Below are 23,738 nucleotides of genomic sequence, written 5' to 3'. Positions count from 1 at the left end.
CCTTCGAATAGAGGGGTATGTCGATGCTTGAAAGAATTCACCAGGGGGTGGATATCACATTGTTCTGGCTTGCAGGGGTCGCACTCATCGCGATGATGGCGCTGGTCAGCATCGATGTGATCGCGCGTTACCTGTTCAACGCGCCGCTGACCTTTCAGTTCGAACTCACCACGAATTACCTGATGGTGATGGTTGCCACGCTTGGCTTGCCGTGGTGCCTGCGTCGCGGTGCGTTCATCAAGCTCTCGGTCGTCGGTCGGTTGTTGGGCGTGCGTTCACACAACCTGCTGCACGTGTTCAACGCGCTGGTGGCCGCCGCTGTGCTCATCACCATCGCCTGGTTTTCCGGCGCGCGTACCTGGGACAAGTTTGTCGGCGGCGACGCGATGTTCGGCGTGATCGACTGGCCCGTCTGGCTGTCAACCATCTGGGTACCCATCGGCTGCGCGATGCTTGCCTTACGACTGGTCACGGAGGCGTTGCTGCGGCTTGGCAATCTGGACCGGCCGGTCGACAGCGGGGACGAGCGGACACACGACGCACACGATATTTCCGAAAACGGTGATGCTCCATGACGGTGTTCATTGGTGTGGCCGTGCTGATCGTGCTGCTGCTCATGGAAATGCCGATCGCGTTCGCCATGATGATCGCGGCCACGGTCGGGTTGTATCTGGTCGGCGGCGAGTCGTTCGTTGCCAGCTATCTGGCCGATGTCTATCACAGCGTGTCGGCATCGTATGTCTTTCTCACCATTCCGATGTATGTACTGCTGGCACAATTCATGGCCCAGTCCGGCATGGCGCGCGACATCATCAAGGCCAGCGACATGTGGCTCGGCCGGCTGCGCGGTGGATTGGGCGTGGCTTGTGTGATGGCCAGTGCCTTCATGGCCGCCATCATTGGATCGAGCACGGCCAGTTCGGCGACCATGTCGGCAGCCGCGTTTCCGTCGATGCGCGAAGTCGGCTACGACCGGCGCGTCGCGGTAGGCATCATCGCGATCTCGGGCACGCTGGCGATCATGATCCCGCCGAGCATCGTGCTGATCATCTACGGCATTCTCACCGAACTGTCGGTTGGCAAGCTGCTTATCGCGGGCCTGTTGCCGGGCGTGCTGACCGCGGCTGGCTATATCGTGACCATCTTCTGGATCGCCTCGCGCCATCCGGAAAAGATGCCGGCGCAACCGCAGTTTGACGTGCGCGCCGCCACGCGGGCATTGCTGCCGGTCTGGCCGGTTCTTTTGCTGATGCTGCTGGTGGTCGGTGGGCTTTACGGCGGTGCCGCCACGCCGACCGAGATTGGCGCCGTGGGGGCGGCCGCTGCGCTCGTGATCACACTGATCATGCGTCGCATGGACCGGGCCCGTTTCGTGGCCGCGATCGAGGATACGCTGGGCACCACGGTGATGATCGTCACCATCGTCATCGGCGCGATGATGTTCGGTTATTTCCTCACCCTGACACAGGCTACGCAGTCGCTGTTCGACGCCATTGAGTCGGCGGGCATGGCGCCCTGGATGGTCATCGCGGTTCTGGTGCTGATCTATCTCGTGCTCGGTATGTTCATGGACCAGATTGCGATCCTCGTGCTCACCGTGCCGGTTACCCATGCGCTGATCACCCAGCTGGGGTTCGACGGCATCTGGTACGGGATCGTGATCACCAAAACTGTCGAAATCGGCCTGGTGACGCCGCCACTCGGACTCAACGTGTTCGTGACCTCTGGCGTTACGCGGGTGCCCCTGGCCGAGTGTTTTCGCGGCGTTGCGCCATTTCTACTTGTCGAGGTCGTGGTTCTGGGTCTGCTGCTGGCGTTCCCCGAGATCTCGCTGTTGCTGCCCAATTTGATGAGCCATAGAGGAGATAACCATGCATTTCGATCTGCCCGAAGAACTGGTCGCGCTTGGCGACGCGGTCGCCGATTTCGCCCAACGGCGGCTGACTGCGGAGGCCGATGCGTACGAACGCAGCGGCGAGTTTCCCTATCCGTTGATACGGGAAATGGGCGAGGCGGGGTTTTTCGGTGCGCCGTTTCCCGAATCACTGGGCGGCAACGAGGCGGGTTTCATGGCAGTGTCCATCATCGCCGAGGAAATCTCGCGTATCGCGCCGGCATACGGTTATGCGATGAACATGCAGTGTGCGACCTGCCCGTACACGATCTACAACTGGGGCACGCAGCCACAGATCGAACGCTTCGTGCCCGAACTGATCGGTGGCCGTGCGATCGGTATGTTCGCGTTATCCGAGGCTGGGGGCGGCTCGGACCCGGCCGGGGCCATGCGCACGACCGCACGTCGCTCGGGCGATCACTACGTGCTCAACGGCTCGAAGATGTGGATCACGTTTTCCAACGCGGCGGATGTGGGCGTGCTGTTCGCCAAGACCGACGCCACGGCGCAGCCGGCACACAAGGGTGTGACCGCGTTCATCGTCGAGCCCAAGAAGTTCGAAGGCTATAGCGCACAGCCGATCGATATGCCGGGGCTGTCGAAAAGTTTGCGCTCCTGCACGGTCTTTCTCGAAGACTTCGAGGTGCCGGTGGAGAATCGCCTCGGCGAAGAGGGCAAGGGCTTTGCTATTGCCATGAACGCGCTGGAGTTCGGCCGGCTGACTGTCTCCGCCCGGCTGACCGGTCTCGCCCAGGCCGCGCTGGATGCCAGTATCGCCTACGCCAACGAGCGTGTGGTCGGCGGCGGCCCGATCGCGCGGCATCAACTCATTCAACAGCGTATCGCCGATGCCACCGTGCATGTGGAGGCGGCGCGGCTGATGGCCCGTCGTATTGGCTGGACGATGGATCAGGGTCGTACGTCCACGCGTGTCGCCTCGCGCGGCAAGTATTTCGCCACGCAGGCCGCGCGTCTGGCCGTGGATGTCGCCCGCGAAGTGTTTGGCGGCAATGCCTTGACCGCGGAATATCCCGTTCAGCGATTGCAGTCCTATATCGACATGCTCACCGTGGGCGAGGGCTCGGAAAACGTTCAGCGCGTGCTCATCGGCGAGGATGCACTCGGTATCAAGGATGCGGCGCGGCATACGATGCGCAACCGTTTCGCGGGTGTAACCTGAACGCGACCGCAGGCCGTCAGAAAGGATCGACGCATGAGCGAAACCAATCCCGTTGTCTATCAACCCAGTGCCGAGCGCATGCGCGCCAGCCGCATGTACGACTATATGCAATGGCTCGCCCGCGAGGGCATCGCCGAGGTCGCGGACTACGATGCCCTGCATGCCTGGTCGATCGATGCGCTGGAGGATTTCTGGACCAGCATCTGGGATTACACGGGCGTGATCGCCGAGGCGCGCGGCAATACGGTCCTCGATAGTCGCGCGATGCCCGGTGCGCGCTGGTTTGGCGGCGCCCGGCTGAACTTTGCCGAGAATCTGCTGCGCGAGGCGATCCATGGCGATGCCGACAAAACCGCGATCGTCGGTCTGTCGGAATCACGCGAAACGACACGTCTGAGCTACGGCGAACTGCTCTCCCAGGTCGGCGCGCTCGAGGCATGGCTGGTTGCACACGGCGTGGGCGCGGGCGATCGCGTGGCCGGGGTGGTCGCGCATACGCATGAGCCGATCGTGGCCATGCTGGCCTGTGCGAGCATCGGTGCGATCTGGTCGTCGGCATCGCCGGATTTCGGCGTAGCGGGGCTGGTCGATCGCTTTGCCCAGATCGAGCCGCGCGTATTGATTACCGTCGATGGCTATCGCTACGGCGGCAAGGATTTCGACCGCCGCGATCGTATCGACGCACTCTGCGAACGCATTCCCTCGATTAACCATGTGCTGGTCACGCCGAACTGCGGACTCACACCGCCTGACGATAGTCGGGTTACCGCCTGGGCCGATGCGCTGGCTGCGCATCGCGGCGCGACGCCATCGTTTACGCCGCAGCCTTTCGAGCACCCGGTGTATATCCTGTTTTCATCGGGCACGACCGGCGCACCCAAATGCATCGTCCACGGCGCGGGCGGCGCGCTGCTTCAGCACAGCAAGGAGCTGATGCTGCACGGCGATATTGGTCGCGACGACGTGTTTTTCTACTTCACCACCTGTGGCTGGATGATGTGGAACTGGCATGTCTCGGGACTGCTCACCGGTGCGCAGTTGGTGCTCTATGACGGCAATCCTGGGCACCCGGATATGAACCTGCTCTGGCAGGTGGCCGAGCACGAAGGTGTGACCCATTTCGGCACCAGCGCGAAATGGCTGGCTGGCTGTCGTAATGCCGACATCGCGCCAGGCGCGAACCACGATCTATCCGCGTTGCGCGTGCTGTTTTCCACCGGCTCGCCCCTGCTGCCGGCCGACTACGACTGGGTCTATGCGCAGGTGAAAGCGGACGTGCTGCTGGGCTCGATTTCCGGCGGCACCGATATCGTGTCGTCGTTCGTCGGCTGTGCGCCGTTGTTGCCGGTACGCCGCGGCGAAATCCAGTGCCGGCTGCTCGGTGTCGCGGCCGCGGCTTTCAATGAAGCAGGTCAGCCGGTTATCGACGAATGCGGTGAACTGGTCTGTACGCTGCCATTGCCGTCCATGCCCGTGGGGTTCTGGAACGATGCCGATGGCAGCCGTTATCGTGAGGCCTATTTCTCCCGTTTCGACGGCGTCTGGTCGCATGGCGATTTCGTGCTGTTTACCGCCGCAGGCGGGGCGATCATCTATGGACGCAGCGATGCGACCCTCAATGTCGGCGGCGTACGGATCGGCACGGCCGAAATCTATCGCCAGATCGAGCCGATGGCCGAAATCGCCGATGCGATGGTCGTCGCCCAGCCCCACGGCGACGATGCCCGGATCGTGCTGCTTGTTGTACTCAATCACGGCTATACGCTCGACGACGCGCTCAAAAACGAAATCCGTCAGCGCCTGCGCGAAAACGCCAGCCCGCGCCATATGCCCGGTGTGATCGAAGCAGTCAGCGCCTTGCCGTATACGCGCAGCGGCAAGAAAGTGGAAATCGCGGTCGCGCGCCTGCTACGTGGCATGAGCATCGACAATACCGAGGCGATCGCCAATCCGGATGCGCTCGACGAAATCCGCGACATCGAAACGCTGGGTATTTCGCGCGACTAGTGCCAAGGGATTCACTAAGCGGCGCGAAACAGTCCGCAAATGAACGCGAAAAGCGCAAATGAAGACGAGGTGGACTGTTTCCGCCTCGTTTTTTGTTGGTCCGCGAATAAACGCGAATGACCGCAAATAAAGGCAGCTTGGCTGAGCTATGGGTAGGCCGGACACATCGAATAGCCCCCGCAGGGTGCCGCCGGCTGTGCTAGCTAAAAAACGTTCGCGTGCGTTGGCGTTTAGTCGAGGCCCGGCCTTTTATGAAGCAACGCGGCGACGGGACGTGCCCGCGAGCACGGCCTGAGCCCGTGGGGCGAGATTGGCGGGCAGCGCTTTTTGGCACTCGGCGGCGATCGCGTCGGCGTGGTCCGCCAATAAACGCAAATAAGGGCCGCGAACAGACGGGTCGTGTCGGTGCGGCACGCGGCAGGCTATTCGTACGTCGCCTTCCGGCCCAAAAAACATTCGCGTTCATTGGCGTTTATTCGCGGACAGGCGTTTTGCCAAACAAGGCCGCAGCCGGGTATGGCCGCGATGCTCGCGCTGGTGACGGGTCGTCGGCTGTGCTTAATCCGCAAATAGACGCGAAAAGCGCAAATATCGATGTGAGCGCGTAACCATATAAGGCGATAGATGGACCGCGTTTCATTCCTCCCGGACGTCGTTTCCCAGGTTGTTGTCCGCGAATGAACGCCAATGAACGCGCATATGATCAGGCGCTGGCAGGCTTCGTACACTTAGCAACCATAAGTGCCACGCAGCCGCAGCGTCGTTCATCCATAGGTTCATGTGCAGATCAATCGCAGCCGATCGTCTGCGGCTGTCGATAGACGACAGCACACAGACCAAACACGACGGGAGGAGTACGAGCACGCGGCTACGTCAGCCGGCGCGCCGCCGCACAAAATCCTTCCCCGTGAATAAATGCGCACGTTTGGTGGCCAGGGCTACAGCGCATTTTTAAACGCAACGCCGGTACGGCGGCTTCCTGCGGCGGGCTATTTAACGTGTCTGGCCCACTGATTGCCGGGCCATCCCGCCTTTATTTGCGTTCATTGGCGTTCATTCGCGGACAAACAAAAGGCGACGCAGCGAGCCAACCTCGTCTTACTTGCGCTTTTCGCGTTGCGTTGCGGACTTGGGCGTCCGCACGCGCCGGATCAATCCGTGGCGCGTAGCCGAATGACGTCGTTGAGCGCGCAGAAGTCGATGATCGCGCGCATCTGGGCGGGGGCATTGATAAAGCTTAGCGTGGCGTGGCGGGCATGGGCATCGCGTACCCATTCCAGCAGCAGCGCGACCCCGGCGCTATCGACGCGTTTGACGCCCGACAGGTCGATCACGGTTTCCTGACCGCTTTCGAACCAGTTTTCGGACTCGCGCAGGCGCCAGGGCACGGTGGCCGCGTCCAGTTCGCCGGACAATTGGATATGCCCGGCGTTGCTGTCTTGCTCGTGCATCTTCGAACGCAGCCTGATCCGCGATTAATTGCTGGTGTTGTAGCGCGCTTCCATGCGCTCGATGAGCTGTTCGAGGCCGCCGTTTCGGATCTGCGAATTGAACTGGCCCCGATAGTTGGTCACGAACGACAGATTGCCTACGCTGCCATCGTAGATTTTCCATTCCCCGTCGACGACATGCAGCTGGAAGGTCACGGGCGTCTTCTGGCCGTCGTCGGTGGTGACGGTGGCGCGGAAAGTTACGTCCTCGGCGCCTTCGGGCGCGCGTACCGGCTGGTATTCGATTTCCTGGCTGTCGTCGAAGCTCAGCAGGCCGTTACCGTAGGTCCGGATGAGCATGTTCTTGAAGGCGGTCTGAAAGCGCTCGCGCTGCTCGGGTGTGGCTGTGCGCCAAGCGCGCCCGAGCACCAGCTGCGACATATAGGGCAGGTCGACCAGCGGTACCAGCTCCTTGTCGATCAGGGCATAGAGCTCCTGCGGATTCTGGCGCAGTTCGTCGCGCCGTGCTTCCATCTTGGACAGCACGGTTTCCACCGTCTGGCGCGCAAGCTGATCGGGCGGCGTCGGGGCGGCCAGCGCCAGAGCGGGCACGAGCAGCGCCAGGGCGATGGCAGTGATGAAAGAGCGGGTCATGCGTAGCATTGCGAATCCTCGCAGGTTGTTCTTGCCATGGTTATCAGTGGCATCGAGTATCGTGCAGGGCGATTAATCGCCCCTGAATTGATTGTGCACAAGCGAGCGCCCGTGCCTTAGGGCGCGGGCAATGCGTTGTTGTTATTGCCGCCGCCGGTGGCGCCACTGTTGCCGTTGTTGCTGTTGTCCGAACCCATGCTGGTCATGAACTGGCCGATGAGGTTTTCGAGTACGACCGCGCCCTGGGTGATAATGAATTCGTCGCCGTCCTTCATGTTCTTGAGCGAACCGCCGGGCCCGATGCCCACATACTGTTCGCCCAGCAGACCGGAGGTCAGCACGGAGGCGTCCGAATCCTTGGGAATCTTGTATTCGCCGCCGATGCGCAAGCGCGCTTCGGCACGATAGGTCTGCTGATTGAGCGAAATATCGCCCACGCGACCGACGCGCACGCCCGCCAGATTGACCGGCGCGCCGACCTTGAGCCCGCCGATGTTGTCGAAAGCGGCGACGACGGTATAGCCGCTGTCGACATCGCTGGTATCGGCGAGGTTGCTCACGCGCATGGTCAGAATGAAGATCGCCGCGATACCGAGGCAGACGAAGAAACCGACCAGAAGCTCAACTGCACGAGACTGCATAGACGAACCCTAATTACTGCCGAAAAGCACGGCAGTGAGCATGAGATTGGCGCCGAGGATCGCCAGCGACGCGATCACGACCGTATTGGTCGTCGCCCGCGACACGCCCTCGGACGTAGGCGGCGCATGATAGCCCTGGTAGACCGCCACCCAGGTAATGATGGCACCGAAAACGCCGCTTTTCAGAAATATGTTGATGATGTCTTCGCCGAAATCCACATTGGCCTGAATGCCCGACCAGTAGGAGCCCGCGTCCACGCCGAGCATGTCGACGCCGACGAAATAGCCGCCGCCTGCACCGATGGCCATCACACAGAATATCGATGTCAGCAAGGGCAGGGCGATCACGCCGGCCAGAAAACGCGGGGCGATGATGCGCTTGACCGGATCGACCGCCATCATTTCCATGCCGGCGAGCTGGTCGGTGGCTTTCATGAGCCCGATTTCCGCCGCCAGCGCGCTGCCAGCACGTCCGGCGAACAGCAGGCCGGTGACCACAGGCCCGAGCTCGCGCACGACCACCAGCGCGACCGAGGTGCCCAGCGCTTCTTCCGCGCCGAAGCCGACCAGCAGACGATAGCCTGACAGGGCCAGCACCATGCCCACGAAAATACCGGCGACCACGACGATCACCAGCGACAGCACGCCGACCGAATAGATCTGCTCGATCAGCAGCCGTGGCTTGAACACCAGCGACGGCAGGCTCATGAGGATACGCAGCAGAAATATCGCGCCGCGCCCCAGGTCGGCGACCCATGAGGTGGCCGTGGTCAAACCGCGTTGCAACGAAGTCATGAGCGATCGGCCTCGAGCAGGTCGTCGGCGTAGGCCTCGGCGGTCTGATAATGAAACGGCACCGGTCCGTCGGCTTCGGCATGGATGAACTGTTGCACCCATTTCGAACTGGAATCACGAATCTGTTGCGGCGTGCCGTGGTCGATGACCGCGCCGTCGGAAATCACGTACACATAGTCGGCGATGCCGAGCGTTTCCTTGACGTCATGGCTGACCACGATCGCGGTCAGGCCGAGCACGTCGTTGAGCCGGCGAATCAAGCGCAGCAGCACACCCATGGAAATCGGATCCTGGCCGGCAAACGGCTCGTCGTACATGATCATCTCGGGGTCGAGCGCGATCGCACGCGCGAGCGCGACGCGTCGGGCCATGCCGCCGGACAACTGGGCCGGATAGAGATTGCGCGCCCCGCGCAGCCCAACGGCCTCGAGCTTCATGAGTACGATGTCGCGGATCAGACGTTCGGGCAGTTTCGTATGTTCGCGCAGCGGAAAGGCCACGTTGTCGAACACCGACAGATCGGTCAGCAGCGCGCCGGACTGAAACAGCATGCCCATGCGCTTGCGTTGTTCGAACAGATCGTTCTGCGACAGCCCGGCCACATGCTGGCCGTCGAAATAAACCTTGCCCGACGCCGGGCGCCACTGACCGCTGATCAGGCGTAGCAGCGTCGTCTTGCCGGTACCGCTTGGACCCATGATGGCGGTAATACGACCACGGGCGATATCCAGATCCACCGATTCGTAGATCAAGCGCTGGCCGATGCGAAAATGCACCGCGCGCACTTCCACCAGGTTGTCGGACACCGGGTCGCGAGAGTCAGCCATGGACGAGTCTGGATTCATTGGAGCGTAGGCACTTAACTTGCGCGCAGCCTATCAGATCGGCATGGCGTCGAGCGTCTCGCCGGTACGAACATTGAGCGCGCGGCATAGCTGGGTGCTGAGGTCGGTGGCGACGACATCCAGCGAGCTCGGCCCGCCGAGGTCGGCGACCTGGGTCATGGCCAGCCCGTGATAGCCGCAGGGATCGATACGCGAGAAGGGTTCGAGGTCCATATCCACGTTCAGCGCCAGGCCGTGATAGCTGGTGCCGCGACGCACGCGCAGACCGATGGAGCCGATCTTGGCTGCATCCACATAAACGCCGGGGGCATCGGGTTTGGCGAAGGCGTCGATATCGTAGCCGGCGAGCGTGGCGATCATCGCCTGTTCCAGCGCCGTGACCAGACTGCGAATGCCAATACCCAGACGCCGAAGGTCGACCATGACATAAGCCATGATCTGACCCGGGCCGTGATAGGTCACCTGGCCGCCGCGATCGATCGGCACCACGGGAATATCGCCCGGGGCCAGCACGTGTTCGGCACGGCCGTTCTTGCCCTGGGTGAATACCGGTACATGATTGAGCAGCCAGAGCGCGTCGGGGGTGTCGTCGTCGCGGGTGTCGGCGAAATCCTGCATCGCCCGCCAGACGGGTTCGTACGGCTGTGGCGCCCAGCCGAAGCGGGTGATGTCGATCACGGGCTCAGCCATCGCTAGAGGGCCATCAGCACGGCGTCGTCGTTGCTCAGATCGCCGTAGATGGCATCCAGATGGGCCTGGCTGCGTGCGATGATATGCACGGTGACCGCCAGATACTTGCCACCGCGGCTGTCACGCGCGGTTACCGCGCTGCGCTCGAGTTCGGGCACATGCGCCTGGACGAGCGCATAGATATGCGCTTCGAAATCGTCGGCGTGCTTGCCGAAGGCCTTGATCGGAAACTCGCAGGGGAATTCGAGTAGGGTCGTTTGTTCAGTCATGGGCCATAGCTTGCAGCGCCGATTGCATACGCGTCCAGAGCGGGCCGGGCTTGCCGCTGCCTACGGTTTTGCCATCGAGCGAGGTAACAGCAAATATTTCGCGAATCGACGATGTCACCCAGATTTCGCTGGCCTTACGCAAGGCGCCAACCGACAGGCTGTCGATCTCGGCATGATCGATGCCCTCGCGCGCCGCGAGTTCGAGCACGGCAGCCCGGGTGATGCCCGGCAGGATCGTATCGGTCAGGGCCGGGGTCACAAGTTGCCCGTCGATCACCGCGAAGACATTCGATGAGGTGCCTTCCTGCACGGCGTCATCACGTACCAGCAGGGCTTCGCCGGCCTCCTGGCCGCGGGCCGCGTCCGCGGCGAGCACATTGGCCAGCAACGAGGTCGATTTGATCGTGCAATAGCGCCAGCGCGTGTCCTCGTGGGTGATTGCGGCGATCCCGTTTTCCAGTATCGCCGGGTCGACCGGGGCGCGACTCTGGCAGAACGCGACCACGGTCGGGGCGACATCGCGCGGAATACGATGATCGCGCCGTTCCGGGGCACCGCGGCTGACCTGTACGTACAACGCCAGATCCCCGCCGCCGTTGGCTTCGACCAGCCGCGCGATCATCTGGCGCCAGCGCGGCCGGTCGTAGGGGTTGGTCATGCGCAACAGCGCCAGGCTGCGCTCCAGGCGTTCCAGATGCGCCTCCAGGCGAAAGCCGTGCCCGGCATAGAACGGCACTACTTCGTAAACACTGTCGGCAAACAGAAAGCCGCGATCGAGCACGGAGATACGTGCTTCTTCGAGGGGCAGGAATTCCCCGTTTACGAATGCAGTGGTCATGGGCAGCTCGCTGGCCGGGAGGGCCGGTTATTCGAACATCATCATCACTTCGTCGGTGAGCTGGCGGAAGATACCGCCGCGCTCGATATCCTTGCCGGCATAAAGTGGCACCTGGGCCAGGGTCTTCGTGCCGTACTTGATTTCCAGCGTGCCCAGCCGTTCGCCTTTCTTGATCGGCGCGAGCAGGGTGGAGGGCAGCTCGGCGCTCGTGGTCAGCGCATCGCGCTGGCCGCGCGGAAAGGCCACGTCGACCGCGCCCTTGGCCACCACCGGCAGCATGGTGTCGTCGCCTTTCCAGACACGGACTTCGGCGATCTGCTTGCCGGCATCGAACAGATGCCCGCTTTCATAGAAGCGGAAGCCGTAGTTGAGCAGGGCCGCGGTCTGCGATTTACGGGCGTTGTTGGAGTTGGTGCCGGTGACCACCGCGATCGTGCGCATGCCGTCGCGCTTGGCCGAGGCCGACAGGCAATAGCCGGCCGATTCGGTATGCCCGGTCTTGCCGCCGTCCACGCTGTCGTCCGACCACAGCAGCGAGTTGCGGTTGTACTGCTCGATACCGTTGTAGGTGAATTTCTTTTCGTTGAAATACTGTTGATACAGGTCCGGGAAGTCGCGAATGATCGCGCCCAGCAGGCGGGCGATATCGTGGGCCGACATGTAGTGGTTTTCATGCGGCCAGCCGCTGGCATCCACGAAATGGCTGTTTTCCAGCCCGATTTCGCGGCCGTACTGGTTCATGTAATCGGCGAAGGTGGACTCGGTGCCGGCCACGTATTCGGCCAGTGCCACAGTCGCATCATTGCCCGAGGCGGTGATCATGCCGTGCAGCAGATCATCCACCGATACCTGGGTGCCGACCTCGATGAACATCTTCGAGCCGCCCATGCGCCATGCTTTTTCGCTGATCGTGACCTTGTCGTCGGGCGAGATATTGCCCTTCTTGAGCTCGTCGAAGACGATATAGGTCGTCATCAACTTGGTGATGCTGGCCGGTTCGACACGCTGTTCGGCGTTCTTGGCCGCCAGCACCTGGCCCGAATCGAAATCGATCAGGATATAGCTGCGCGCATCCAGGCTCGGCGGCTCCGGGATCGGCAGCGGCTTGGCCAACGCGCTGGCCGTAACCATGAGGAGAAAAACGAAATAAAGCAGGCGTTTCGCGTGGCTCATCGACTTCGGCTCTTTGACAGGACAAATTTGGACAATCGCCAAGCGCGGCAGTTTAGCGCTTTGGCAGGGTTTCGGGCTAACGATCGACCTTCTGGGCAGTAAAACCCTGCTCGCGCAGGATCTGCCCGTTCAGCGCGCGGGTGCGTTCATCGGCGTAGGGGCCCAGCTGGACGCGATAGATCGTGTTGGCGCCGTTGGATTCGACCACCGACACACCGGCAAAACCGGCATGCTGCAGGCGTTTACGCAGCCGCTGCGCATTGGATGGATCGCCAAAGGCGCCGGTCTGCAGATACAGCGTGCCCTCGGCGTTGCCGGCACCCGGCGAATCGATGCGATTGGCGACCTTGATCGCGCGTGCCGGTGGGCTAGCAGCGGCCGCACTGCGCGCGCTGGCGGCCGGCGTGGCGCGCGGTGCACTGGCGCTCGGGCGCCGCGGCGGGGTAGCCGCGGCCGTTTGCGTGTTAGGGCTGCGCTCCCGTTGTTCTGCGCGCATGCTCGCCGGGGTGACGGTTTCGATACGTACCGGCACGCTGCCATGGGCGACCACGCCCAGACGCCGGGCGGCAACATATGACAAATCGATAATACGTCCGTCGTGGAACGGGCCGCGGTCGTTGACGCGCACGATGGCCTGTTTGCCGTTATCCAGATTGGTCACCCGCACATAGCTGGGGATCGGCAGGCGCTTGTGCGCGGCAGTCATCTTGAACATGTTGTATGGCTCGCCGCTGGAGGTGCGCCGGCCATGAAACTGCTTGCCGTACCAACTGGCGCGCCCGGTCTGGGTAAAGCCGGCGGCGCTGGGCAGCACGTAGTAGGTCTTGCCCAGCGCTTCGTAGCTGGCCGGGTTGCCATAGCGCGAATAAGGCTCGTCGCGCGGCACGGCATCGGGAATCGAATCGATATCGATGTTCTCGTCGTCCGGCGGGCCGTCGTTCTGGTAGTAACCGCCACCCTTGCTGGCCTGCGGGCTGGACGCGCTGGTGTTCGAACTGCCGCGCGGCTGACTCGCGCAGCCGGCTACGATCAGTGCCGCGCAGGTCAGGGCCAGGGTGGGCTGCCAGCGCATCATTGCGACGACTCGCCGTCGCTGGCGTCGTGCTGACGCGCGTAGGCGATCTCCTGGCCGAGTTGGTAGACCGCCATGGCATACAACGGACTGTGGTTGTAGGTGGTGATCACGAAGAAATTATTCAGCCCGAGCCAGTATTCGGTGCCGTGGGCGCCGGCGAACTCGAGCAGCCCGACCTGGGCACTGTCCGGCGGCGGGTCGTCCACGCGTACGCCCAGACGGTCGAGCGCATCCCAGCGATAGGCGGGCTTGCGCTTGCTGCGTTCGATCGCATCGAGGTTTTCATCGTCGCCGATCCAGGCCGGCAGGGCCACGCGCGCACCGCGCTGCCAGCCGTGTTCGGCCAGATAGTTGGCGACCGAATAGATGATATCGGCCGGCTCTTCCCACAGATCGCGCTTGCCGTTGTCGTTGCCGTCCACGGCATAGGCGCGATAGCTCGACGGCATGAACTGGGGCAGGCCCATGGCGCCGGCATAGGAGCCGATCTCGCGATCGCAGGCGAGGTCTTCCTCGACACAGAGCACGATGAAGTTCTCGAGTTCCTTGACGAAATAAGCCGAGCGTTCGGGATAGTCGAAACCGAGCGTGGCCAGCGCATCGAGCACACGATCGCGGCCGATGAATGCGCCGTATTTGGTCTCCACGCCCACGATCGCGGCGATGATGTTCGCCGGCACGCCGTATTCGGCCTCGGCGGCGTCGAACAGTGCGCGATGCTTTTCGATATACGCCGCGCCCTTGCGCGCGCGTTCGGGCTGCAGAAAGATCGGCCGGTAATCGGCCCAGGTGAGCGTGCGCTCGGCGGGCTTGCGCATCGTGGCCACGATCTTCGGCTGGTACTCCGCGTCTTCGAGCAGGGCGCGTGCGGCGTCGATATCTACACCGTCGGTGTCTTGCAGGCGCTCGAGCAGGGCCTGGCCTTCCGGGCGCTGGGCATAGTTGCCGGTCGCCGCGGTCGCGATCATGGGCGCACAGGTCACAGCCAGTGCGAGCGCAATCAGGGAACGTGTCATGTGGCGAGCAGTTTCCGATGGGTGTGGATAGACATGAGAATGCCGAACGAGGCCAGCAGGATTACCATCGAGGTGCCCCCGTAGCTGATCAGCGGTAACGGCACGCCGACCACGGGCAACAGCCCGGCGACCATGCCGATATTCACGAATACATAGATGAAGAATGTCAGGCTCAGGCTGCCCGCGGCCAGACGCTGAAACGTATCCTGGCTCTTGAGGGCGATATACAGCCCACGCGCGACGATGAAGCAATACAGCGCGAGCAGCGCGATCACGCCGAACAGGCCGGTTTCTTCGGCGAATACGGCGAATACGAAGTCGGTATCCGACTCCGGCAGGAAATTCAGATGCGCCTGGCTACCGTTGAGCCAGCCCTTGCCGAACAGCCCGCCCGAGCCGATCGCGATCTTGGATTGCGAGATGTGATAGCCGGCGCCGGTGGGATCACGCGCCGGGTTGAGGAAGGTGAGCACCCGTTCCTGCTGGTAGTCGTGCATGTTGTACCACAGCAACGGCGCTGCGGCGGCGGCCACCAGCACCAGCAGCAGGATGATGCGCCAGCGCAGCCCGGCAAAGTACAGCGCAAAACTACCGGCCGCGGCGATGAGCAACGCCGTACCCAGATCCGGCTGGTCGGCCACCAGCAATACCGGCACCGCGATCAGCAATGCGCCGACGCCGACATCCTTGAGATTGGGCGGCAGACTGCGATCCCGAAAATAGGCGGCCACGGTCAACGGCGCGGCCAGCTTCATCAGCTCCGAGGGCTGAAAACGCACCACGCCCAGATCAAGCCAGCGGCGCGCGCCCATGGCCGTATCGCCCAGCAGTACCACGAGTACGAGCAGAAACACGCCAAAGCCGAATACCCAGGGCGCGGCCACGCGAAACCATTCCGGCGGTATCTGGGCGACCACGATCATGCCCAGCAGGCCGATGCCCAGGCGGATGGCCTGATTGATGACTACCGAAGTCGATTGACCCGATGCGCTGTAGAGCACGAACAGCCCCAGCGCGGCGCAGCAGGCCAGGGCAACCAGCAATTGCAGGTCGATACGCCAGTAGACCAGCCATTCGGAAAGTGTCGACGGGGTGTTGGTGGCGTTCGCGCTCATCCGCCCGTCCCCGTCGAGGCCTGCAACACCGGTGGCTGACTACGAAAGGCATCGATGACCTTGCGCGCGACCGGACCGGCCACGCTCGATCCGCCGCCGCCGTGTTCGACGAGCACCGCAACCGCGATCTCCGGGTCCTCGATCGGCGCAAAGGCAATGAACAGGGCATGGTCGCGAAACTGATGCTCGACATCTTCGAGATCGGGCGCGGCCTGGTTCTGGGCGAGCTTGGCGACCTGGGCAGAACCGGATTTGCCGGCAATGCTGTAGTCCAGGTTCTTGCCCACATAGTAATGGGCGGTGCCGCGCGGATTGCTGATCACCTGCTGCATGCCGCTGATCACGACATCCCAGTGCGCGGGATCGTTGAGCGTGATCGGGCGCAGGGGCGTGGGCTTGGACTGATGCATTTGGCCATCGATTGGATCGCGCCAGCTACGCAGCACGTGCGGTTTGTAGCCGCCGCCGCGTTCGGCGATGCGGCTGGTCATCTGGGCCAGCTGTAACGGCGTGGTCGTCATGAAGCCCTGACCGATGATCGTATTGAGGGTTTCGCCGGGAAACCAGGGTTGATTGCGGGTGCCGTTTTTCCAGGCGCGAGACGGCATGATGCCGGAATTCTCGCGCGGCAGGTCGATGCCGGTACGCGAGCCCAGCCCGAACAACGCACCGTAGCGATGGATATTGTCGATACCCAGCTTCAGGCCGAGCTTGTAGAAATACACGTCCGACGATCGAAAGATCGCCTCGGGCATGTCCACCCAGCCGTGGCCGGAACGCTTCCAGTCGCGATAGCGATGGTTGCTGCCCGGCAGGGTGATAAAGCCGGGGCACCAGACCTGCTTGTCGGCCGCGATCTGGTCGGTTTCCAGCCCGGCGAGTGCCATCACCGGCTTGACCGTGGACCCGGGCGGATACTGGCCTTGCAGGGCGCGGTTGAACAGTGGCTTGTGCGGGTCGGCAATAAGCTGCTGATAGTTCTTGTGGCTGATGCCGTCGACGAACAGGTCCGGGTTGTAGCTGGGCTTGGATACCAGAGCCAGCAGGCCGCCGGTTTTCGGGTCCATGGCCACCACGGCGCCGTCCTGATCGCCCAGCGCTTCGTAGGCGGCCCGCTGCAGCCGGGCATCGATAGTCAGAAACAGGCTTTCGCCGGCGACCGGGCGATGCATTTCCAGCTCGCGCAGTGCCCGTCCGCTGGCGTTGGTTTCCACCACACGCGAGCCGGGTTCGCCGTGCAGGCGTGATTCGTAGCTGTATTCCACGCCGGATTTGCCGATGTGATTGGAGCCGCGATAGCGCTTTTCGTCGACCCGGCGCAGATCCTGCAGGGTGATGCCGCCGACATAGCCGACCAGGTGGGCGGCCACGTCGCCCAGCGGATAATGCCGGGTCAGCCCCGCGCGAATCTCGACCCCGGGAAAGTCGCCGCGGTTGACCTCGAAGCGTGCGACCTCACGCTGGCTGAGGTTGAGCCGGATCGGCACGCCGCGAAAACGCGGTGTCTTGGCCACCCGGTCGCGAAAACGCTGGCGGTCGGCATCGCGTATTTCCACGATCGTGGACAGCCGGTCGAGCGTGGCATCGAGATCGTCGACCTGTTCGGGCACGATTTCCAGACGATAGGCGGGCAGATTATCGGCAAGCACGACACCATTGCGGTCGTAGATCAGCCCGCGTACCGGCGGCATCACCTGCACGCGCATGCGATTGTCCTGCGAGCGGGTTTCGTAATAGCCGTGGCGCAGAACCTGCAGAAAACCCACGCGAAACAGCAGCACGCCCACGAGCACCATGATCGCCGCGCCCGCGATCGCGGTGCGCAGTAAAAACATGCGCCGTTCGGCAGCATGATTCTTGATGGCGTTATCGGTGACCATGCGGCGTTAAAGACTCCCGTGCCCCTGTGTGATGTGTCGGTATGGCGCGAACCGGCTGCGTCGTCGGTTCGCACGGCGGGCAGCACAGGGCTTTACCCGTCGCATCAGACGCTTAGCGCCGATATCTTGAATTCCCTGGACTATCCGACCTCTAATTCGGCGATGCGTTCCAGCAATGCCGCCCAGAATGGCCAGACCAGGACCGTCGTGGCCACGGGTAGCCAGCGCCACCACTGATCGACTTCGGCGCCGGCCACGCCGTCGATCCAGAACAGCGCGAACTCATAGAGTATGAAAACCGGTAGCAACAGGATGCCCTGTTGCCAGATCGGCAAGGTCCACAGCAGTTCGCGCATGCGAATGACCGCATAACCGGCCAGCGCCAGCGCCAGACCATGTTCGCCCAGCGGCGTGCCGTAGATGACATCGATGAGGATACCGCAGGCCCAGGCGGCCAGCAGACCGAAGCTGGCCGGCTGCATGAGCACCCAGAACAGTACCGTGGCCGGATAGATCGCCGGCCGGATCGCCGAGAGCGTGTCCGGCAATGGCAACAGGGCAAGAAGCAGCGCGCCGCCGAGCGTGGCGAGAATCAGCAGGCCGCTGACGCGGCGCTCGATAATCATGGAGCCGGTGTGTCGCCGCGCGCATTGCCATCGGCCGCGGCCGCGCTGTCAGCCTCGGGCTGAGCGGTCGGGTCGGTCGTATTGTCGGTCCAGACCAGCAGCACTTCGCGGCCACGATTGAGATGGGCGGTCGGCGTAGCGACGACATCCAGGAACTCGTCGCCCGGCTGATGCACGACGCTGGTGACCTCGGCGACCGGATAGCCGGCCGGATAACGTCCGCCCAGGCCCGAGGTCACCAGCAGATCGCCGACCTGGATATCCGCATTGTTGGCCAGAAACGGCAGGCGCAGTTCGTTGGTCTTGCCGCTGCCCTGGGCAATGGTCTGCAGGCCGGTTCGGTTGATTTCCACCGGAATGCCGTGGTTGGCATCGGTAATCAGGATCGCGCGCGACCCCATGGGGGTCACATCGGTGACCTGGCCCATGATGCCATTGGCATCCACCAGCGCCTGACCGACGAATACGCCGTCGGTGGAGCCCTTGTTGAGCTTGATGTAATGCCGGTAGGGATCGGGGCTGACCGACAGAATACGCGCGATCAGCACGTTCTGGTCCAGCGAGCTGGCCGAGGCGAGCAGGGCGCGAATACGCTCGTTCTCGGCCTGTAGCGAGGCCAGGCGCTGCAAACGCGCCTGTAGCAGCAGTACTTTCTGCTCCAGGGCTTCGTTGTCGGCGATGAGCTGGCCGCGATCGAAATAGCGACCCATATAGTGGGCCACCTCGCCGGGCAGTTCGGCGATCATCTGGATCGGCTGGGTCGCGACCGCGAGCGTGCTACGAATCGGCGAAAGTGAGGTCGTGGCGTGGTCGACCATCATCAGGATAATGGAGATGACCACGATCGCGACGATTCGAAGGCCCGGCGTGATGCGGCGACCCAGCAACGATGATTTGTCGTCCTCGGCGAGTCCGCGCACTCAACGCCCCTGAAACCGTGGAATAAACCGAATTATCGCGCCAGATTAGGCTGGCGCACGGGCCTTCGCAACTGTCGTGGCAGCCAGAAGGCCACGAACCGCCGTCTTATTCGAGCGCGAGCAGCTGGCCGGTCTTGCGGTCGATCATTTCCAGCAGAATGCCGCCGCCACGGGCCACACAGGTCAACGGATCGTCGGCGACGATCACCGGCAGGCCGGTTTCCTCGGAAATCAGCTTGTCCAGATCGGCCAGCAGCGCGCCGCCGCCGGTCAGCACGATGCCGCGCTCGGCGACGTCCGAGCCCAGTTCCGGCGGGGTGGACTCCAGCGCCAGCTTCACCGCGCTGGTGATGTTCGACAGCGGTTCCTGCAACGCATCCAGCACTTCGTTGGAATTGAGCGTGAACGCGCGCGGCACGCCTGCCGACAGATGACGCCCGACCACCTCGATTTCCTTGACCTCATGGCCCGGGAACGCGGTGCCGATCTGCTGTTTGATGGATTCGGCGGTGGATTCGCCGATGAGCATGTTGTACTGGCGGCGTACGTAATTGACGATCGCCTCGTCGAACTTGTCGCCGCCGGTGCGCACGGATTCGGCATAGACGATGCCGTTAAGCGAGATCACCGCCACTTCCGAGGTGCCACCACCGATATCCAGCACCATCGAGCCGCGTGCCTCGCCAATGGGAATGCCGGCGCCGATGGCTGCGGCCACCGGTTCCTCGACCAGATATACACGGCGTGCGCCAGCGTTGGAGGCGGACTCGCGAATCGCGCGGCGTTCCACCTGGGTCGAGCCGTAGGGCACACAGACCAGCACCCGCGTCATCGGCCGCAACATGCGCTTCTTGTGCACCTTGCGGATGAAGTGCTGGAGCATCTTTTCCGTGACCGTGAAATCCGCGATCACGCCGTCCTTGAGCGGACGAATCGTGGTGATGTGGTTCGGCGTACGGCCGAGCATGCGCTTGGCGTCGTGGCCGACGGCCTCGATACGCTTGCCGCCGCGCGCGTCCATGCGCACGGCCACCACAGAGGGTTCGTTGAGCACAATGCCCTGGTCGCGCGCATAAATCAGCGTATTGGCCGTACCCAGATCAATCGAGAGATCGTTGAGAAACAGGCCGCGAAAGTTGTCGAACATGTGAAGCACACCCGAGGGCAAGTACAAAAAAGCGCGTGATCAACACGCGCGGCGGGCACCGCGAAGTTGCATGGCGGCGCGCAAGCGACCCTGTGAATAGGTCACAGGGTCTTCAGGAGCGCAATGCTAGCAACGGGCTTGCGTAACGGCAACGCTGACGACGGCTGCCATGGCACTTATGCTAGTTTTAGCCCCGCGCGGCGGGTGCCCGCTGTGTTTTCACGCCATGTACTACTTGGAAGAATTGCTGTGAGTCTGAGCGAAGATCAGGTCCGCAATGTGGCTCATCTGGCCCGTTTGGGGCTCGATGACGACCAGATCGCCGAATATGCGGGTGAGTTGTCGAATATTCTCGACGTGGTCGCGAGCCTGGAAAAAGCCGATACTACTAATGTGGAACCCATGGCCCACCCGCTGGATCTGGCCGCGCGTCTGCGCGCCGACGAGGCGGTCGAGGTGACCACGCGCGACGCCTTCCAGGCGATCGCGCCCGCCGTCGCCGATGGTGTGTATCTCGTGCCGAAGGTGATCGAATGAGCGATATCCGCAGTATTCGCGAACTGGTCGCCGATCTGGCCGCCAGAAAAATCGGCGCGCTCGAACTGACCGACCATTTCCTCGCGCGTATCGATGCCCACGACACGGCGCTGAATACGCTGATCAGCCGTAGCGCCGAGCCGGCGCGTGCGCGTGCGGGCGCGATCGACAACGGCGAAGCGGCCGGCGCGTCGCTGGCTGGCCTGCCGATCGCGCACAAGGATATTTTCTGTACCCAGGGGGTGCGTACCAGCTGCGGCTCGCGCATGCTCGACAACTTCGTCGCGCCCTACGATGCCGGCGTGGTCGAGCGTCTGGCCGGCGCGGGTACCGTGATGCTCGGCAAGACGAATATGGATGAGTTCGCCATGGGCTCGTCCAACGAAACCAGTTTCTATGGTCCGGTGCGCAATCCCTGGAACACGGAGTACGTGCCGGGCGGCTCTTCGGGCGGGTCGGCTGCGGCCGTCGCGGCGGGCCTCGTGCCGGCAGCCACCGGCACCGATACCGGCGGCTCGATCCGTCAGCCAGCCGCGTTGTGTGGTGTGACCGGCATCAAGCCCACCTACGGGCGCGTGTCGCGCTACGGCATGATCGCCTTTGCCTCGAGCTTGGATCAGGGCGGCTGTTTCGCGCGCTCGGCCGAGGATTGCGCCGCTGTGTTGCAGGCCATGGCCGGCTTCGACGCGCGCGATTCCACCAGCGTCGAACGCGCGGTACCCGATTACAGCGACGCGCTGGCCGGCCAGGGCGATGATTTTCTCAAGGGCATGAAGATCGGCCTGCCGAGAGAATATTTCGCCGAAGGGCTGGACGCGGCCAGCCGCCAGGTCATCGATACGGCGATTGCCGAATTCGAGGCGCGCGGCGCCGAAATCGTGGAGATCACGCTGCCGCATACCGATCTGGCGGTATCGACCTACTACGTGCTGGCGCCCGCAGAGGCGTCTTCCAATCTCGCCCGTTACGACGGCGTGCGCTATGGCTATCGCTGCGACGACCCGGTGGATCTGGAAGATCTGTATACCCGTTCGCGTGGCGAGGGCTTCGGTCGCGAGGTGCAGCGCCGCATCATGATCGGCGCCTATGTGCTCTCCGCAGGGTATTACGATGCCTATTATCTCAAGGCTCAGAAGACGCGCCGGCTGATCGCGGGCGACTTCATTCAGGCTTTCGAGGGGGTCGATCTGATCGCCGCACCCGTGACCCAGGCGCCGGCCTTCAAGCTCGGCGAAAAACTCGACGATCCGGTGTCGATGTATCTCAACGACGTGTACACGTTGCCGGCGAGTCTGGCCGGGCTGCCCGGCATGTCGGTGCCGGCAGGCTTCGTGGATGGACTCCCGGTGGGCCTGCAGCTGCTTGCCCCCTGGTTCGAGGAGGCCCGGCTGCTCGGTGCGGCCCATGCCTACCAGCAGTCCACCGATTGGCACACCAAGCGTCCGGCAGGGTTCGAATAATGGCCTGGGAAACCGTGATCGGGCTGGAAGTGCATATCCAGCTCGCGACTCGTAGCAAGATCTTTTCCACCGCGCCGACCGCTTACGGCGCCGAGCCGAACACGCAGGCCAGCGCGGTGGATATCGCGCTGCCCGGCGTACTGCCCGTCATCAACAGCCAGGTCATTCGCATGGCCACGCTGTTCGGGCTGGCCATTGATGCAGATATCGCGCCGAAATCGGTGTTCGCGCGCAAGCACTATTTCTATCCCGACTCGCCCAAGGGCTACCAGATCAGCCAGTTCGAGCTGCCGATCGTGGCCAATGGTCACTTGGATATCGTGTTGCCGGATGGCACGGAAAAGCGGGTGGGCATCACCCGTGCGCATCTGGAAGAAGACGCCGGCAAGTCGCTGCACGAAGCTTTCGATCGCGAAACGGGCATCGATCTCAACCGCGCCGGCACGCCGCTGGTCGAATGCGTGTCCGAGCCGGAGATGCGCAGCGCGGCCGAGGCAGTGGCCTATGCGCGCAAGCTGCATGCGCTGGTTCAGTATCTGGGCATCTGCGACGGCAACATGCAGGAAGGCTCGTTTCGCGTGGATGCCAACGTTTCGGTACGCCCGGTCGGCTCGACGGAGTTCGGCACCCGTACCGAAACCAAGAACGTCAACTCCTTCCGCTTTCTGGAAAAAGCGATCGAGTTCGAGGTCGAGCGCCAGATCGATGTGCTCGAATCCGGCGGCACGGTAGTTCAGGAAACCCGGCTTTACGACCCCGACGCCGACGAAACGCGCTCCATGCGCAGCAAGGAAGAAGCCCACGATTATCGCTACTTCCCGGACCCGGATCTGTTGCCGGTGGTCATCGACGACGCGTTCGTCGAGGCCGCGCGGGCGGATCTGCCCGAGCTGCCGGATGCCAAGCGCGAACGCTTCATGGCCGAGTACGCGCTCGGCCGCGACGATGCCGCCGCGCTAACCCAGTCGCGTGCACTGGCGAAATATTTCGAGGCCACGGTGGCGGCCGTGGGTGGCGACGCGGCGAAGCACGGCAAGCCGGCGGCGAACTGGATCATGGGCGACCTGTCCGGCGCGCTCAATCGCGAAGGGTTCGCGATCGTCAATTCGCCGGTGAGCGCCGAACAACTGGGCGGGCTGATCGCCCGCGTGGCGGATAACACCATCTCCGGCAAGATCGGCAAGGATGTCTTCGAAGCCCTGTTTCAGGGCGAAGGCGAATCCGCCGACGCGATCATCGAAGCCAAGGGCCTCAAGCAGATCACCGACAGCGGCGAAATCGAAGGCTTCGTCGACCAGGCCATCGCCGACAACCCGGATCAGGTGCAGCAGTACCGCGAAGGCAAGACCAAGGTCATCGGCTTTCTCGTCGGCCAGGTCATGAAAGCCTCGAAAGGCAAGGCCAATCCGAAGGAAGTCAATCAGATGATGGCGGCCAAGCTCGCGGAATAGCGCGGCCGGCCGGTTTGTCGGCCGCAAATTTCGCAGGCTGGCTTTCCCGCTTGTCGGGAAGCGGGTCATCTTGCGGGGCGCGAGGAACCACCGGC

Annotated in this window: 22 protein-coding genes and 1 pseudogene; 7 read left to right on the top strand and 16 right to left on the bottom strand. The window is 62.9% G+C overall.

Annotated elements, in window-relative coordinates:
* Positions 1–17 precede the first annotated feature (17 nt).
* The 4 genes and pseudogenes from T5B8_RS17340 (at position 18) to T5B8_RS17325 (ending at position 5,081) form a co-directional block, all read left to right on the top strand.
* On the top strand, positions 18–575 hold the full coding sequence (locus T5B8_RS17340) for a TRAP transporter small permease (RefSeq protein WP_353180626.1): 558 nt from the start codon (positions 18–20) through the stop codon (positions 573–575).
* Positions 572–1,831 (top strand): annotated as a pseudogene (locus T5B8_RS17335) (TRAP transporter large permease); the annotation flags it as partial. The gene T5B8_RS17340 and the pseudogene T5B8_RS17335, both read left to right, overlap by 4 nt.
* 40 nt (positions 1,832–1,871) lie before the next feature.
* Positions 1,872–3,074: an acyl-CoA dehydrogenase family protein gene (locus tag T5B8_RS17330; RefSeq protein WP_353180625.1), complete on the top strand. Its 1,203-nt coding sequence runs from the start codon at positions 1,872–1,874 to the stop codon at positions 3,072–3,074.
* Positions 3,075–3,107: 33 nt separating this feature from the next.
* On the top strand, positions 3,108–5,081 hold the full coding sequence (locus T5B8_RS17325) for an acetoacetate--CoA ligase (RefSeq protein WP_353180624.1): 1,974 nt from the start codon (positions 3,108–3,110) through the stop codon (positions 5,079–5,081).
* Positions 5,082–6,232: 1,151 nt separating this feature from the next.
* On the opposite strand, the gene T5B8_RS17320 is transcribed toward T5B8_RS17325, so the two are convergent.
* The 16 genes from T5B8_RS17320 to T5B8_RS17245 all read right to left on the bottom strand — a co-directional run bounded on the left by T5B8_RS17320 (position 6,233) and on the right by T5B8_RS17245 (position 20,195).
* Positions 6,233–6,532 carry an STAS domain-containing protein gene (locus T5B8_RS17320; protein WP_353180623.1) on the bottom strand — a complete coding sequence of 100 codons (300 nt, stop codon included), beginning with the start codon at positions 6,530–6,532 and terminating at the stop codon, positions 6,233–6,235.
* A 24-nt stretch (positions 6,533–6,556) separates the two neighbouring features.
* Positions 6,557–7,174, bottom strand: a complete 618-nt coding sequence (locus T5B8_RS17315; protein WP_353180622.1) for an MlaC/ttg2D family ABC transporter substrate-binding protein — start codon at positions 7,172–7,174, stop codon at positions 6,557–6,559.
* A 107-nt stretch (positions 7,175–7,281) separates the two neighbouring features.
* Entirely contained in the window at positions 7,282–7,806 is a 525-nt protein-coding gene (mlaD, locus tag T5B8_RS17310) for an outer membrane lipid asymmetry maintenance protein MlaD (RefSeq protein WP_353180621.1), read from the bottom strand.
* Between the two features lie 9 nt (positions 7,807–7,815).
* Complete coding sequence (mlaE, locus tag T5B8_RS17305; RefSeq protein ID WP_353180620.1) at positions 7,816–8,601, bottom strand: lipid asymmetry maintenance ABC transporter permease subunit MlaE; 786 nt, start codon at positions 8,599–8,601, stop codon at positions 7,816–7,818.
* Positions 8,598–9,428 (bottom strand): ABC transporter ATP-binding protein, encoded by an 831-nt coding sequence (locus T5B8_RS17300; protein ID WP_353180619.1) that lies wholly within the window; start codon positions 9,426–9,428, stop codon positions 8,598–8,600. The genes mlaE and T5B8_RS17300 overlap by 4 nt, the downstream gene beginning before the upstream one ends.
* 51 nt (positions 9,429–9,479) lie before the next feature.
* Positions 9,480–10,136, bottom strand: coding sequence for a lipoyl(octanoyl) transferase LipB (lipB, locus tag T5B8_RS17295; protein WP_353180618.1), 657 nt, complete (start codon positions 10,134–10,136; stop codon positions 9,480–9,482).
* A 2-nt stretch (positions 10,137–10,138) separates the two neighbouring features.
* Positions 10,139–10,405: a YbeD family protein gene (locus tag T5B8_RS17290; RefSeq protein WP_353180617.1), complete on the bottom strand. Its 267-nt coding sequence runs from the start codon at positions 10,403–10,405 to the stop codon at positions 10,139–10,141.
* Positions 10,398–11,243 (bottom strand): D-amino acid aminotransferase, encoded by an 846-nt coding sequence (locus tag T5B8_RS17285; RefSeq protein ID WP_353180616.1) that lies wholly within the window; start codon positions 11,241–11,243, stop codon positions 10,398–10,400. The genes T5B8_RS17290 and T5B8_RS17285 overlap by 8 nt, the downstream gene beginning before the upstream one ends.
* A 27-nt stretch (positions 11,244–11,270) precedes the next feature.
* Positions 11,271–12,416, bottom strand: a complete 1,146-nt coding sequence (locus T5B8_RS17280) for a D-alanyl-D-alanine carboxypeptidase family protein (RefSeq protein ID WP_353180615.1) — start codon at positions 12,414–12,416, stop codon at positions 11,271–11,273.
* Between the two features lie 76 nt (positions 12,417–12,492).
* Complete coding sequence (locus tag T5B8_RS17275) at positions 12,493–13,491, bottom strand: septal ring lytic transglycosylase RlpA family protein (RefSeq protein ID WP_353180614.1); 999 nt, start codon at positions 13,489–13,491, stop codon at positions 12,493–12,495.
* Complete coding sequence (gene mltB / locus T5B8_RS17270) at positions 13,488–14,507, bottom strand: lytic murein transglycosylase B (RefSeq protein WP_353180613.1); 1,020 nt, start codon at positions 14,505–14,507, stop codon at positions 13,488–13,490. The genes T5B8_RS17275 and mltB overlap by 4 nt, the downstream gene beginning before the upstream one ends.
* The gene (gene rodA, locus T5B8_RS17265; RefSeq protein ID WP_353180612.1) at positions 14,504–15,622 is read right to left on the bottom strand and encodes a rod shape-determining protein RodA; all 1,119 of its coding nucleotides are present in this window, start codon (positions 15,620–15,622) and stop codon (positions 14,504–14,506) included. The genes mltB and rodA overlap by 4 nt, the downstream gene beginning before the upstream one ends.
* Complete coding sequence (mrdA, locus tag T5B8_RS17260; RefSeq protein ID WP_353180611.1) at positions 15,619–17,502, bottom strand: penicillin-binding protein 2; 1,884 nt, start codon at positions 17,500–17,502, stop codon at positions 15,619–15,621. Before mrdA ends, rodA begins: the two co-directional genes overlap by 4 nt.
* A gap of 140 nt (positions 17,503–17,642) precedes the next feature.
* Positions 17,643–18,128, bottom strand: a complete 486-nt coding sequence (gene mreD, locus T5B8_RS17255; protein ID WP_353180610.1) for a rod shape-determining protein MreD — start codon at positions 18,126–18,128, stop codon at positions 17,643–17,645.
* Positions 18,125–19,048 (bottom strand): rod shape-determining protein MreC, encoded by a 924-nt coding sequence (gene mreC / locus T5B8_RS17250; protein ID WP_353180609.1) that lies wholly within the window; start codon positions 19,046–19,048, stop codon positions 18,125–18,127. The genes mreD and mreC overlap by 4 nt, the downstream gene beginning before the upstream one ends.
* Before the next feature lie 106 nt (positions 19,049–19,154).
* Positions 19,155–20,195 carry a rod shape-determining protein gene (locus tag T5B8_RS17245; RefSeq protein ID WP_006915356.1) on the bottom strand — a complete coding sequence of 347 codons (1,041 nt, stop codon included), beginning with the start codon at positions 20,193–20,195 and terminating at the stop codon, positions 19,155–19,157.
* Between the two features lie 249 nt (positions 20,196–20,444).
* On the opposite strand from T5B8_RS17245, the gene gatC reads away from it, so the two are divergent.
* The 3 genes from gatC to gatB are packed head-to-tail and all read left to right on the top strand — an operon-like array spanning position 20,445 to position 23,643.
* The gene (gene gatC / locus T5B8_RS17240) at positions 20,445–20,732 is read left to right on the top strand and encodes an Asp-tRNA(Asn)/Glu-tRNA(Gln) amidotransferase subunit GatC (protein WP_353180608.1); all 288 of its coding nucleotides are present in this window, start codon (positions 20,445–20,447) and stop codon (positions 20,730–20,732) included.
* Positions 20,729–22,192 carry an Asp-tRNA(Asn)/Glu-tRNA(Gln) amidotransferase subunit GatA gene (gene gatA / locus T5B8_RS17235; protein WP_353180607.1) on the top strand — a complete coding sequence of 488 codons (1,464 nt, stop codon included), beginning with the start codon at positions 20,729–20,731 and terminating at the stop codon, positions 22,190–22,192. Before gatC ends, gatA begins: the two co-directional genes overlap by 4 nt.
* Entirely contained in the window at positions 22,192–23,643 is a 1,452-nt protein-coding gene (gene gatB, locus T5B8_RS17230) for an Asp-tRNA(Asn)/Glu-tRNA(Gln) amidotransferase subunit GatB (protein ID WP_353180606.1), read from the top strand. The genes gatA and gatB overlap by 1 nt, the downstream gene beginning before the upstream one ends.
* The last annotated feature ends 95 nt before the right edge of the window (positions 23,644–23,738 follow it).

Source organism: Salinisphaera sp. T5B8, assembly GCF_040361255.1.
In the GTDB taxonomy this organism is placed as follows: Bacteria; Pseudomonadota; Gammaproteobacteria; order Nevskiales; family Salinisphaeraceae; genus Salinisphaera.
The sequence above is the reverse complement of the archived record's forward strand: the minus strand, read 5'-3'. Positions and strand labels throughout refer to the sequence as shown.